We start from the raw sequence: 13,514 nt of genomic DNA, 5'->3' as shown, positions 1-13,514 counted from the left end.
CAGTGGCGCGACCGTGCCGGGATCTCACCGGGCTTCCGTCACACCGTCGTCATTGCCACGCGACCGTACCGCGCGCGGGTGACCTGCGCTACGGCGTACGGGTGCTCACCCCGGCGCGTGGCTCCGGCGGCGCCCGTGATCTGCTGATTCGCGGCAGACGCCACCCGTTGACAGAGGGGGACGAGGACCACCGTGACCGTCCGTGTGATGCTGATCTCACCCGCCGCCGACACCCCTGCGCACGAGGCCCGGTTCGGCGACGACGGGCCGCTCGGCGCGGCGGGGCTGCGCCGTACGAGGGCGGCGGCCGGTTCGCTGCCGGCCGCCGGGCGGGTGCTGACCGCGCCGTCGGCCCGCTGCACCGAGACCGCCTCGGCCCTCGGCCTGGCCGCGGCCCGTCCCGAGCCGGCGCTGCGCGACCTCGACCCGGGCCGCTGGCGCGGCCGCCCGCTCGCCGAGGTCGGCACGGACGAACCCCGGGCCCTGGCCGCCTGGCTGACGGACCCGGGTGCGGCGCCGCACGGCGGCGAGTCGGTGCGGGAGGTCGTCGCCCGGGCCGGGACGTGGCTCGACGGCCTGGAGGACGGCAGGGTGCTGGCCGTCACCACTGCGGCGGTGGTCCGCGCCGCGCTGGTCCACGCCCTGGCCCTGCCGCCGCAGACGTTCTGGCGCCTCGACGTGCCGCCCCTGTCGGTGACGCAACTGTCGGGGCGCGAGGGCCGGTGGAACCTGCGCTGCGGCGTTCCGCTGGCGCAGGGGACGACGGACGCCGCCTCGCCTGCGGAAACACAAACTCCTTAGGCTAGCCTTACCTTATGACTGTGTCGCAAGTGGGCCCCCCGGAGGTGCAGCCCGCCGGCCAACAGGCCCCGGTGGGGCGTATGCACGGCAACCGGGCCGTCCTGACCGCCTCGGCCCTCCTCGTGGTGGGGGTCCTCGTGCTGTCCGCCCTCTCCCTGTCCGTCGGGGCGGGCGAGGTCGGGGCCGGGGACGTGCTGGACTACGTCCTCGGGCGGAACGGGGCCCGCGACAGCTCCCGGCTCTCGCTGGTCGTCGGCGACCTGCGCCTGCCCCGGACGCTCACCGCACTGGCCGTCGGCGCCGCGCTCGGCACCGCGGGCTGCCTGCTGCAGGCCGTCACCCGCAACCCCCTGGCCGAGACCGGCCTGCTCGGTGTGAACGCCGGTGCCTCGCTCGGTGTCGTCGTCGGCATCGCCTTCCTCGGCGTGAGCAGCGGCTACGGCTACCTCCTGTGGGCCTTCGGCGGCGCCGTCCTGGCCAGTGCGCTGGTGCTGCTCATCGCGAGCCGCCGCGGCGGCGGTTCCCCGATGCGGCTGGTGCTCGCCGGCTCCGCGCTCGGAGCCACCTTCGGCGGCATCACCAGCGTGCTCATCGTCAACTCCGCCGAGACCTACGACCGCTTCCGCTTCTGGGTCCTGGGCTCGCTCGCGGGCGTCGAGGGCTTCACGAAGCTCGGCAGCCTGGTGCCCGTCCTCGCCGCCGGATTCGTCGTTGCGCTGCTGATCGCCCGCCCGCTGTCCGCGCTCGCGCTCGGCGACGACCTCGCCAAGGGGCTGGGCCACCGGCCCGGCGTCATCCGCGTCGTCGTGGCCGTGGCCGTCACCCTGCTCACCGCGGCGTCCGTGGCGCTCGTCGGGCCCGTCTCCTTCCTCGGCCTGCTCGCCGGGTTCCTCGCACGGGCCGTCACCGGGCCGCGCCTCACCGCCCAGATCGTGCTCGCCGGCCTCATCGGCGCGGGCGTGCTCACCGGCTCCGACGTCCTCGCCCGCGTGGTCTCCCGGCCGTTCGAGGCGCCCGTCTCCGTGATCATCGCCCTCTTCGGCGCCCCCGTTCTCATCGCCATCGTCCGCTCCCGGCGGATGGCCTCGATGGGCATGACCGACCCCGCCGCGGAGGAGAGCCCGAAGGGCGGGCGCGGTGTCGCAGCCAGGCTGCCTCGTCCCCGCAAGGGAGAGGACGGCGGTGCCGACACCCTCGTCGTCCGCAGCGGCTCCCTGTCCCTGCTCGTGCCGCGCCGGGCCGCCGTCGCGGCCTTCGCCCTCGCCGCCCTGCTCGTCGGCGCGGTCGTCCTCTCCGCGTACGCCGGGCAGAGCGAGATGAGCCTGAGCCGTACGTTCAACGCCGTCTTCGGGTCGGGCGACCGGTTCGACGTCCTGCTCGTGCAGAAGTTCCGGCTCGGCCGGATCGTGGCCGGGCTGGCCGCGGGCGCGGCCCTCGGCCTCGCCGGCTGCCTCACGCAGACCCTCGCCCGCAACCGGCTCGCCACGCCCGAGCTGCTGGGCGTCAACGACGGCGCCACCGCCGCCGTCCTGCTCTCCGCCACCCTCAGCGGCACGTTCGGCGCGTGGTGGGCGGGCCCGCTCGGCGCGCTCGCCGCCGTGCTCGTCGTCACCGCCGTCTCCGGCGGCCTGGGCCAGCGCGGCTACCGCGTCCTCGTCGTGGGCCTCGCCATGTCGGCGCTCGCCTCGGCGATCACCCAGGTCGTCCTCTCCCGCCGCTCCCTGAACTCGGCCAGCTCGCTGTACGTGTGGACGTCCGGCAGCCTCAACGGCCGCAGCTACTCCGTGGCCGTGCCCGTCCTCATCGGCCTGGCCGTCCTGGTGCCGCTCGCCCTGGTCGTCGCCCGCCACCTCAACGTGCTGCGGTTCGACGACTCCACCGCGGCCTCACTCGGTGTCGCACCGGGCCGGGTGCGGCTGGTGTGCATGCTGCTCGCGGTCGGGCTCGCCGGCCTCGCGGTCGGCATCTGCGGGCCGGTCGGCTTCGTGGCGCTCGCCTCGCCCGTCATCGCGGGGCGGCTGGCGGGGCCGCTGCGGGTGCCTGTGCTGGGGTCGATGCTCGTGGGTGCGGCGCTTGTCGTCCTTGCGGACACAGTGGGGCGGGTGGCGCTGGACGGGGCGGAGATTCCGGTGGGGATCGTGACGACGGTGCTGGGTGGGCCGTTCCTGCTGTGGGTGCTGCTCGGGCGGTCTGCGGCGACTCGGGTGTAGGCCCTGCCGGGTTTTCCCCCACCCGCCCCTTCCCGAACCGGGGGCAAGCCCCCGGGCCCCCGATCCGCGCTGACGCGCGTCGTCCTCAATCGCCGGACAGGCTCACATATATGTCCGGCCTCCGCCTTGGATCTCCTGCCTAGACAAGGAAGCCCATGGAACAGCAGAGTCCTGCCCTCCGCGAGCTCGCCAACGCCGTGCGGCACCGCATACCCGACGCCCTCGCCACCTTCTGGCGGCACGCCGCGACCACCGGAACGCCACTCGTCGAGCCCGACCCCGAAGGCGACCCCGCCTGGCGGCTCGTCACCTTCCTCTGGCGTGACGAGCCCGCCCGGCCCGCCTCCGACGTGCTCGCCCTCCTGCACACCGTCACCGACAAGGACCGGCACGCGGGGGACCTCGCGCCGCACCTCATGGAGAAGGTGGAGGGCACGGACGTGTGGGCGATCAGCCACCGGCTGCGGGGCGACCACCGGGCCTCGTACCAGTTCTTCGTGGCCGACGGCCCGCGCGAGGAGACGCTGCGCGCGGACCGCAAGGCGTGGCTGCGCGTCCTGGACACGGCCGTGCCCGACCCGCACAGCGCGCTCCCGCCGCTGCCCTCGCGCGACGGGCGCAACCCCTCGTCCGTGATGGAGCTGCCGGACGCGCCCGGCCAGGAGTGGGCCGCCCCGCGCCCCGGGACGGCGCGCGGCGAGCGGGCCGACGCCGTGGTCGACGGGCGGCGCGTCCACGTCCACCTGCCCGCCGGGCACCGGGCGGACGGCGGCCCGTACCCCGTCGTCGTGCTGCTGGACGGCGAGATGTGGGGGCCGGTCCTGGACTTCGGCACGACCCTGGACAACCTGTACGCGGACGGGAGCCTCCCGCCGGCGGTCACGCTGATGGTGGACACCATGGGCCGCGCCCGCCGCATGGAGGACCTCAGCTGCAGCGAGGCCTTCGTGGACTGGCTGGCGGACGTCCTGCTGCCGTGGGCCGGGCAGGCCCACGGGGCCACGGACGACCCGGCGCGCACGGTCGTGGCGGGGCAGAGCGCGGGCGGGCTGACGGCCGCGTTCGCGGCGTTCCGGCGGCCGGAGCGGTTCGGCAACGCCCTCTCCCAGTCCGGCTCCTTCTGGTGGCCGGACGGGACGGAGTTCGACGGCGGCAGCGAGTGGCTGACCCGGCAGTTCGCGGTGAGCGAGAAGCTGCCCGTCCGCTTCCGCGTGGAGGTGGGCCTGCAGGAGTGGATGCTCCTCCCGCAGAACCGCCACCTGCGCAACGTACTGGAGGCCCGGGGCTACGACGTCGCCTACGGCGAGTTCAACGGGGGGCACGACTACGCCTGCTGGCGGGGCGGGCTCGCCCGAGGGCTGGCCTCCCTGCTGGGCGACCGGGGCTGACGACCGCCCGGCCGGGGCCGCCGACCGCAGGGCCTCGGCACGCCGCGGGCCGGGACCGACGTACTTGCCGTACGTCGGTCCCGGCCCGCGGCCTTGTCCGTGGCTCCGTGGCGCTCCGTCAGGCCGCCACGGCCTGTTCCTGCGGCTCGTCGTCGAACGGCGGCGGGGCGGGGGCGTGCCGGGGCATCCGCAGCGCGAACAGCATCCCGAGCGCGACCAGTCCGGCCGTGACGAGGATCGCCGTCCGGTACGGACCGGGGTCCGCGGCCTGCTCGTGTCCGCCGCCCGCGGCGGTCATCACGGCCGCGGTCGCGGCGATGCCCAGCGCGCCGCCGAGGGTGCGCACGATGGTGAACAGGCCCATCGCCTGGCCCATGGCCGGGGGCGGGACGTCCGCGAACCCGGCGATCTGGACCGTCAGCACGGCCGTGCCGAGCACGAGGCCGACGCAGAACATCAGCGCCCGCACCGCCCAGGCGTTCTCCGCGACGCCCGGCACGGCCAGCGCGGCGAACACCGCCGTGGCCAGGACCAGGGCGGGCACGGCGAGCAGCCGCGGGCCCAGCTTCGGCATCAGCCGGTCGGCGACCTGCGAGGCCAGCATCAGGCCGAGCGCCTCGGGGAAGACGCTCAGGCCCGCGTCCAGGGCCGAGGCCCCGAGCGCCGCCTGGTAGAGCAGCGGGAACGCGAAGAGGACGCCCATCAGCCCGGCCGAGGTGACCAGGGCGAGCACCGTGGCCGAGGCGAACACCTTGTCGGCGAGCAGCCGCAGCTCCAGCAGCGGGTTCTTCGCCCGGAGCAGGTGGACACACCCGGCCACGAGCAGGACGAGCCCGAGCGGGCCGGCCACGGCGACGGACGGCGAGGTCCAGCCGTGCGAAGGGCCGAAGCCCAGCGCGTACGTGAGCAGGCCGAGCGCGGGGGTGGCCAGCAGGAAACCGGGGACGTCGAACGGGGCGGCACCGCCCTCCGCGTCCGCCGCCTCCTCCTTCTCCTTCTCCTCGCGCAGCCCCACCACGCCCAGCAGCACCGCCGCCGCGCCGATCGGCACGTTGACGAAGAACAGCCAGTGCCAGGAGAAGTGCTCGGTCAGGAAGCCGCCCAGCGGCGGCCCGAGGGCCGGCATCAGGGCGGTCGGCACGATGAGGACCTTCGACAGCTTCATCCGCTCGTGCGGCGGGAAGGCGCGGAAGAGCAGCGTCATGCCGACCGGGGTGAGCAGACCGCCCGCGATGCCCTGCACGACGCGGGCGAGGACCAGGGTCGGCAGGTCCTGGGCCAGGCCGCAGACCGCCGAGGCCGCCGTGAAGACGGCCAGCGAGCCGAGGAAGACCTTCTTGGTGCCGAAGCGGTCGCCGAGCCAGCCGGCGACCGGCAGGGCGACGGCGAGCGCCACCAGGAAGGCGACCTCGACGGTGTTGGCGGCGGAGACCGGTTCGCCGAAGTCCCGGGCGATGGTGAGCAGCGCCGGGTTGACGATGGTGGAGTCGAGGCCGTTCATGCACATCGCCGCCGTGTACACGATCACGACGGCGATGCGCGGGTTCATGCCCTTCACCCCTGGGCCGCCGGGGCCAGGTCGGTCCAGTTCTCGGTGATCCAGTCCACGGCCTGCTGCCGCTCGCAGGGGCCGTGGACGGTCGTCCAGCCGTCCGGCACGGCGGCGAAACCCGGCCAGAGGCTGTGCCGGCCCTCGGCGTTCACGAGGACGAGGAACGGGCCTTCGCCGTCGAAGGGGTTGGCGGGTGCGTCGCTCATGGGGTCAGTTCTCCAGGTTCTGCAGACGGTCGGCGATCACGCCAGCGATGTGCGCGATCGGTTCGGGCAGGGTCATGTCCTTGTGCGAGCAGGCGACGTCCGTGTTGTCGATGCGCCCGGTCACGTACGGGGTCCAGGTCTCGGGGGTGAGCTCGTCGTCGATGGTGTCGACGGTGGCCCGGAAGAAGAGCACGTCGCCCTCGTACACCCGGTGGTCGAAGGCACGCACCAGGTGGTTGGTGTTGAGGTAGGTGCGGTTGAGGGCCTCGATGGTGGCGTCGTCGAGGCTGGCCAGCGGGGAGCCCTCGCGGCGCAGCACGTCGGTGACGTGGGCGAGTTCGAAGGGCTTGCCCTCCAGGCTGTCCGGGCCGTAGCCGCCCATGGCGAGGAGCGCTTCGAGCGCCTCGGCCTGGTCGGGCACGGGCAGCTCGCGGAAGCCCTCGGCGGGGTAGGCGTCGAGGATGGCCAGCAGCTCGACCTCCTGGCCCAGGTCCTGCAGGCGGGTGGCCAAGGCCTGGGCGATGATGCCGCCGGTGGACCAGCCGAGCAGCCGGTAGGGGCCCTTCGGCTGGACCTCGCGGAGCCGGTCGACGTAGTGCGCTGCGAGCTCCTCCAAGGTCTGCGGCAGCGGCTGCGCCGCGGTGGCCGGGCCGACGCCCTGGGCCTGCATGCCGTAGATCGGCACGTCGGCGGGCAGGTGGCGGATCAGGCCCGCGTAGCACCAGCTGAGGCCGCCGGCGGGGTGGACGCAGTACAGCGGGGCCTTGTCGCCGGGCGAGGCCGGGCGCAGCGGCAGCAGGACGTCCAGCGCGTCGGTCCGCTCCGAGGCGTCGAGTGCGGCGTCCAGGGCGGCGACGGTCGGCGCCTGGAAGATGGTGCCGATGCCGACGTCGGTGCCGAGGGCGTCCTTGACGCGTCCGGCGAGGCGCACGGCGAGCAGCGAGTGGCCGCCGAGGTCGAAGAAGTTGTCGTCGACGCCGACCCGGGGCAGGCCCAGGACGTCGGCGAAGATCGCGCACAGCTGTTCCTCGCGGGGCCCGCGGGGGGCGCGGCCCTCGGTGACGGCGGAGGCGAGGTCGGGGGCCGGGAGGGCCTTGCGGTCGAGCTTGCCGTTGGCGGTCAGCGGCAGCCGGTCGAGGAGGACGACGGCCGAGGGCACCATGTGGACGGGCAGTTCGCCGCCGGCGTGCTCGCGCAGCGCGGCCGGGGTGACCTCGCGGGCCGGGACGGCGTAGGCGACGAGGCGCTTGTCGCCGGGGGTGTCCTCGCGGACGACGACGGCCGCGTCGGCGACGTCGGGGTGATCGGCGAGGACGCCCTCGATCTCGCCGAGCTCGATGCGGAAGCCGCGGATCTTGACCTGGTGGTCGGCGCGGCCGAAGTAGTCGAGGTTGCCGTCGGGGCGGCGGCGGGCGAGGTCGCCGGAGCGGTACATGCGGGTGCCGCTCTCGCCGAAGAGGGCGGCGTAGGGGTCGGCGACGAAACGTTCCGCCGTGAGGGCGTGCCGGCCGAGGTAGCCGCGGGCCAGGCCTTCGCCGGCGACGTACATCTCGCCGGTGACACCGGGCGGCACGGGCTGCAGGTACGGGTCGAGGACGTAGACGCGCAGGTCGGGGATGTTGACGCCGATGGTGCTGGAGGCGCCGGCCGCGGCCTTCTCCCGGTCGAGGGCGATGTACGACACGTGCACGGTCGTCTCGGTGATGCCGTACATGTTGACGAGCGTGGGCGCGTCCTCGGCGTGCCTGTCGTACCAGTCGGCCAGGCGGGCGAGTTCGAGCGCTTCGCCGCCGAAGACGACGTAGCGCAGGGCCAGATCGCTGCCGGGGTTCTCCTTGTCGGCGGCCATCAGCTGGTAGAAGGCCGAGGGCGTCTGGTTGAGGACGGTGACGGACTCGGCGGCGAGCAGGCGCAGGAAGGCGGCCGGGTCGCGGCTGACGAGGTGGGGCACGACGACGAGGCGGCCGCCGTGCAGCAGGGCACCCCACATCTCCCACACGGAGAAGTCGAAGGCGTAGGAGTGGAAGAGCGTCCAGACGTCGGTGTGGTCGAAGCTGAACCACTGGTCGGTGGCCGTGAAGAGCCGGACGACGTTGTGGTGGGTGACGGGGACGCCCTTGGGGCGGCCGGTGGAGCCTGAGGTGTAGATGACGTAGGCGACGTCGTCCGGGCGCACGGGCCGGACGCGCTCCTCCGGGGCGAGGTCCGCGGCCTCGTACGCCTCGGCCTCGGCGCCGTCGACGAGGACGACGGGCAGGTCGTGCGCGGGGATGCGGGCCGCCGTGGCGGTGTCGGTGACGACGGCGGCGGGCGCGGCGTCCTGGAGCATGTACGCCAGGCGGTCGGCCGGGTAGTCGGGGTCCATCGGGAGGTAGGCGGCGCCGGCCTTGGCGACGGCCAGCAGGCCGGTGACCAGCTCCAGGGAGCGCGGCAGGGCGAGCGCGACGATGGAGCCGGGGCCGATGCCGCGCGCGGCGAGCAGCCGGGCGAGGCGGTTGGCGCGGGCCGACAGCTCGGCGTAGTCGAGCGACGCGCCGTCGCACGTGACGGCGGTGCGGCCGGGGTGGCGGCGGGCGGCGTCCTCGTAGAGCTCCACGAGGGTCTGCTTCGAGGGCGCGGGCGCCGGGGTGCCGGTGTTCCACTCGACGAGCAGGCGGTGGCGCTCGTCGTCGCCGAGCATCGGCAGCCGGCCGACGGGGGTGTCTGGGTCGGCGGCGGCAGCGGCCAGCAGGCGGGTCAGATGGGCCGAGAGGCGCTCGGCGGTGGCGCGGTCGAAGAGGTCGGTGCGGAACTCCAGGAAGCCGGCGATGCCGCCGCCGGGCTGCTCCCCCGCGTTCAGGGTGAGGTCGAACTTGGCGGTGCCGGACGGCGTGGCGGTCATCGCGGCGGTCAGGCCCGGGCCCATGGCGAACGTCGCGTCGGGCAGGGACTGCCAGGCGAGCATCACCTGGAACAGGGGGTGCCGGGCCAGCGAGCGCGGCGGGTTGAGCTCCTCGACGAGCCGGTCGAAGGGCAGGTCGCCGTGCTCGTACGCGCCGAGCGTGGCGGTGCGGACGCGCTCGAGCAGCGTGCGGAAGGCGGGGTCGCCGGAGGTGTCCGCGCGCAGGACGAGGGTGTTGACGAAGAAGCCGACGAGGCCTGCGGTCGCGTCGTCGTCGCGGCCCGCCACGGGCGTGCCGAGGGGGATGTCGGTGCCGCAGCCGTAGCGGGTCAGCAGGGCCGCGAGGGCGGCCTGGACGACCATGAAGACGCTGGTGCCGGTGGTGCGGGCGAGCGTCTCGACGGCGGCGTGCGCGTCCGCGCCGAGGTGGAAGGGCACGGTGTCGCCGGCGTAGGAGGCGACGGCCGGGCGCGGCCGGTCGGTGGGGAGTTCGAGCTGGTCGGGCAGGCCGGCGAGGGCCTGCTTCCAGTGCTCCATCTGGCGGGCGGCGAGCGCGGTGGGGGCGTCGGCCGTGCCGAGGAGCTGCTGCTGCCAGGCGCTGTGGTCGGCGTACTGGACGGGCAGGGGCGCGAGTGCGGGGGCGCGGCCCGCGGCGCGTGCGGTGTAGGCGGCGGCGAGGTCGCGGGCGAGGGGCGTGGTGGAGGCGCCGTCGCCGGCGATGTGGTGCAGGAGGAGGAGCAGGGTGTGCTCCGTCCCGCCGGCGTCGGTGCTGTGCTCACCCGGGGGACGACCCCCGGAGCCCCCGGTGAAGAGGGTGACGCGCAGCGGGGGTTCGGCGGCGAGGTCGAAGCAGTGCCGGACGGCTTCGGTGAGGTCGGCCGCCGCGGGGGCGAGGTGCAGCTCGGGGCGGGCCTGGTCCGGCGTCAGGATCCGCTGGTAGGGCTCGTTGTCAGTGGCCGGGTATACGGTCCGGAGTGTTTCGTGACGCTCGGTGAGGTCCCGGAGGGCGAGGCGGAGTGCGTCCTGGTCGACGGGGCCGGTGAGGGTGAGGAGCAGGGGGATGTTGTACGTGGGGCTGGGGCCTTCGAGCCGGTGCATGAACCACAGCCGCTTCTGGGCCGGGGAGAGCGGCATCCGCTCCGTGCGCGGCACGGCCACGAGGGCGGGCCGCTCGTCGGCCGGGCCGCCGGGGGCGCTGCCCAGGAGGGCGGCGAGGGCGGCGGGGGTGGGGTTGCGGAAGACGTCGGCGAGGCCGAAGCCCTCGCCCGCGCTCTCGCGGATGCGGGCGGCGATACGGCCGGCGAGCAGGGAGTGACCGCCCAGGGCGAAGAAGTCGGCGTCGGGTGACGGCGGGGCGTCCAGGCCGAGGACGTCCTGGAAGAGGCTGCAGAGCGCGGCCTCCTGCGGGGTGCGGGGTTCGCGGGCGGCCGGGCCGGCGGTGGGCTCGGGGTCGGGCAGGGCGCGGTGGTCGAGCTTGTCGTTGGCGGTGCGGGGCAGGGCGTCCAGGGCGAGGATCGCGGCGGGCACCATATGGGCGGGCAGCTGTCCGGCGAGGTGGGCGCGCAGGGCTTCGGTGTCGAGGGCGGCCGGGCCGGTGCCCTCGGCGGGGACGGCGTAGCCGAGGAGGCGCTTGCCGTGGGCGGTGTCGCGGGCGATCACCGCGGCCTGGGAGACCGCGGGGTGGGCGGCCAGCGCGGCCTGGATCTCGCCGAGTTCGATGCGGAAGCCGCGGATCTTGACCTGGTCGTCGGCGCGGCCGAGGAATTCGAGGGTGCCGCCGGGGCGGCGGCGCACCAGGTCGCCGGTGCGGTACATGGCGGCGCCGGGCTCGCCGTGCAGGGCGCCGAAGGGGTCGGCGGTGAAGCGCTCGGCGGTGAGGTCGGGGCGGCCGAGGTAGCCGCGGGCCAGGCAGGCCCCGGCGATGTACAGCTCGCCGGTGACGCCGTCGGGCGCGGGGCGCAGGGAGGAGTCGAGGACGTAGGCGCGGGAGCCGCGCACGGGTCTGCCCTGGGGGATGCCGTCCTCGCCGGCCAGCCAGTAGTAGGCGTCGACGGTCGTCTCGGTGGGCCCGTAGAGGTTGACGGGGCCCAGGCCCTCGGTGCCGGCCAGGCGCCGCCACAGCGGCTCGGGCACGGTCTCGCCGCCCACGACGACGACGGCCGGGTGGTGCCGGCCCTCGTCCAGCAGCCCTTCGGCGAGGAGGGCTTCGGCGTAGGAGGGGGTGACGTCGAGGTAGTCGAGGCGCTCGTCGTGGACGTAGCCGGCGAGGGCGGCGGGGTCGCGGTAGCCGGCGTCGTCCAGCAGGTGCAGCTCGTGGCCGTGGACCAGCCAGATCAGCGGGTCCCAGGAGGCGTCGAAGGCGAAGGAGGCGCTGTGGCCGATGCGCAGGCGGTCGCGGCCGGTGCGGGCCACGGCGGGGGCGATGTGGTCGCTGCCGTGCCCGGCGTGCAGGTTGGCCAGCGAGGCGTGGGTGACGACGACGCCCTTGGGGCGGCCGGTGGAGCCGGAGGTGTGGATGATGTACGCGGCCTGACGGAGCGTGGGCGCGGCGGGTGCGGTCGCCGGGCGGGCGTCGATGCGGGCGCGGGTCTCCGGGTCGTCCAGGAGGAGGGTGGGGATGCCGTGCGGGGGCAGTGCGCGCACGGCGTCGGCGGTGCCGACGAGGCAGCCGGGCCGGGCGTCGTCGAGGACGGCGGTGATGCGCTGGGCCGGGTGCCCGAGGTCGAGGGGCTGGCAGACGCCGCCCGCCTTGAGGACGGCGAGCAGAGCGACGACGGTCGAGGCGCTGCGGGGCAGGGCCAGGGCGACGGGGGTCTCCGCCGTGACGCCCGCGGCGGTCAGCTCGTGGGCCAGGCGGTTGGCGGCGGCATCCAGCTCGGCGAAGGTGAGGGTCTCGCCGCCGCTGCGGACGGCCGTGGCGCCGGGGGTGCGGGCGGCCTGCGCGCTGAAGAGCTCGGGCAGGGTGTGCTCGGCGGGCGGCTCGGTGCGGCCGGCGGTGGCCCGGTGGATCTCGTCGGCGTCGAGCAGGTCCAGGGTGCCCACGGGCCGGTCCGGGTCCTCCAGGAGGAGCCCGGTCAGCGCGTCGAGATAGTGCAGGAAGGCCCGCTCGTGGGCGGCGAGCTCCTCGGCGGTGTAGCGGCCGGGGTTGGCGTCGAGGCCGAGGACGAGGGAGCCGCCGGGGCCGGGGGTGACGGTGACGGCGAGGTCGTCGACGGGTCCGGCGGCGAGGTTGCGGACGGTGCCGGGCAGGCCCGCGAAGTCCAGGCCGCCGTCCTCGAACGGCTTGATGTTGACCATGGGGCCGAAGAGCGGCCGGTCGCTGCCGGTGAGCCCGAGGTCGCGGCGCAGGTCCTCCAGGCGGTAGCGCTGGTGCCGGCCGGCGGCGCGCACGGCGAGGACGACGCGGCGCACCAGTTCGGCGCCGGTGTCCCGGGGCCGGACGGCGAGGCGCAGCGGCATGACGTTGACGGTCATGGCGGGGGTGCGCAGGGCGGCGCGGCTGCGCCGGTTCTTCAGCGGCAGGCCCAGGAGGACGTCCTGGGCGCCGGATATGCGGTGCACGTAGCCGGCGGTGGCGGCCATGACGAGCTCGGCCCAGGTGCTCCCCTTGGCGGCGGCCGCCGCCTTCTCCAGGCGGATGCGGGTGCCTGCGGGAAGGACGGCGGTGCGGCGCAGGACCGTCGTCGCGGGAGCGAAGGGGCGGGCGGAGAGGGTGGCGGGCTCGGGCCGGTCGCCGAGGTGGGCGCACCAGTGGTCGCGGTCGGTGGCGTGCTGGGCGCTCGCGCGGTAGGCGGCTTCCTCGTCGGTGAGTTCACGCAGGGGGGCGAAGTCCGCGACGGGGGGCTCCTCGCCGGCGGCGAGGGCGGTGTAGACCTCGGCGACGCGGCGGCCGATGAGGGTCAGGGCGTAGGCGTCGACGGCGAAGTGGTGGACGCGCTGGTACCACCAGTGCAGTTCGTCGTCGATGCGGAAGAGCGCCTGGGTGACCAGGGGGCCGCGGGTGAGGTCGACCGGGCGGTCGAGGTCGGCGCGCATCCAGGACTCGGCCTCGGCCCAGGGGTCGCCTGCGGTGCGCAGGTCGATGCGGTGGAGCGCCGGCTCCTGCCCGGTGACGAGGCGCTGGGCGGGGACGGCGTCGGCGTCGGCGGGGTCGGCCGGCACGGCGAGCAGGGAGAGGGTCTCCGCCTCGCCGGCGGCGCGGTGCAGGGCCCGGGCGAAGAGCTCCTCGTCCAGGGGGCCCCGGATCTCCACGCAGTCACCCGTGTTGTAGACGGGGTTGTCAGGGGCGAGTTCCTGCGCGTACAGGATTCCGGCCTGGGCCGCGAGCAGCGGCAGCGCGACAGGAGAAGTCTCGGCCTCGTGGTGACGCATGGTGTGGGGACTCCCGTTGTATGACAGCGATCTGGCCACACCGGTACCCCCCGGTATGTCAGCTTAGGTAAGCCTAAGCTATTTTTTGCCTCACCGTGAGAGTCT

The 13,514-nt window shown here is 75.0% G+C and carries 6 protein-coding genes; 3 read left to right on the top strand and 3 right to left on the bottom strand.

Going from position 1 to position 13,514, the window contains the following annotated elements:
- Positions 1 to 192 precede the first annotated feature (192 nt).
- From FGW37_RS27265 to fes, 3 genes are all read left to right on the top strand, one after another.
- A complete protein-coding gene (locus FGW37_RS27265; RefSeq protein WP_179083470.1) occupies positions 193 to 801 on the top strand; it encodes a histidine phosphatase family protein in 609 nt (202 codons plus the stop codon).
- 14 nt (positions 802 to 815) lie between these two features.
- On the top strand, positions 816 to 3,011 hold the full coding sequence (fhuB, locus tag FGW37_RS27260; protein WP_425506598.1) for a Fe(3+)-hydroxamate ABC transporter permease FhuB: 2,196 nt from the start codon (positions 816 to 818) through the stop codon (positions 3,009 to 3,011).
- Positions 3,012 to 3,166: 155 nt separating this feature from the next.
- Entirely contained in the window at positions 3,167 to 4,399 is a 1,233-nt protein-coding gene (gene fes / locus FGW37_RS27255) for an enterochelin esterase (RefSeq protein ID WP_179083469.1), read from the top strand.
- 118 nt (positions 4,400 to 4,517) lie between these two features.
- Here the strand turns inward: fes and FGW37_RS27250 are convergent, their stop codons facing one another.
- The 3 genes from FGW37_RS27250 to FGW37_RS27240 are packed head-to-tail and all read right to left on the bottom strand — an operon-like array spanning position 4,518 to position 13,409.
- Positions 4,518 to 5,948 (bottom strand): DHA2 family efflux MFS transporter permease subunit, encoded by a 1,431-nt coding sequence (locus tag FGW37_RS27250; protein WP_179083468.1) that lies wholly within the window; start codon positions 5,946 to 5,948, stop codon positions 4,518 to 4,520.
- 5 nt (positions 5,949 to 5,953) lie between these two features.
- A complete protein-coding gene (locus FGW37_RS27245) occupies positions 5,954 to 6,157 on the bottom strand; it encodes an MbtH family protein (protein WP_179083467.1) in 204 nt (67 codons plus the stop codon).
- A gap of 4 nt (positions 6,158 to 6,161) precedes the next feature.
- On the bottom strand, positions 6,162 to 13,409 hold the full coding sequence (locus FGW37_RS27240) for an amino acid adenylation domain-containing protein (RefSeq protein WP_179083466.1): 7,248 nt from the start codon (positions 13,407 to 13,409) through the stop codon (positions 6,162 to 6,164).
- Positions 13,410 to 13,514 lie beyond the last annotated feature (105 nt).

It is taken from the genome of Streptomyces rectiverticillatus (assembly GCF_013394065.1).
Classification (GTDB): Bacteria; Actinomycetota; Actinomycetes; order Streptomycetales; family Streptomycetaceae; genus Streptomyces; species Streptomyces rectiverticillatus.
This window is presented reverse-complemented; position numbering and strand designations above follow the sequence as displayed.

Excerpts from the sequence above, each read along its gene's own strand:
- FGW37_RS27240 (WP_179083466.1), bottom strand. The coding sequence starts at position 13,409 with ATGCGTCACCACGAGGCCGAGACTTCTCCTGTCGCGCTGCCGCTGCTC.
- FGW37_RS27250 (WP_179083468.1), bottom strand. The coding sequence starts at position 5,948 with ATGAACCCGCGCATCGCCGTCGTGATCGTGTACACGGCGGCGATGTGC.
- FGW37_RS27245 (WP_179083467.1), bottom strand. The coding sequence starts at position 6,157 with ATGAGCGACGCACCCGCCAACCCCTTCGACGGCGAAGGCCCGTTCCTC.
- fes (WP_179083469.1), top strand. The coding sequence starts at position 3,167 with ATGGAACAGCAGAGTCCTGCCCTCCGCGAGCTCGCCAACGCCGTGCGG.
- fhuB (WP_425506598.1), top strand. The coding sequence starts at position 816 with ATGACTGTGTCGCAAGTGGGCCCCCCGGAGGTGCAGCCCGCCGGCCAA.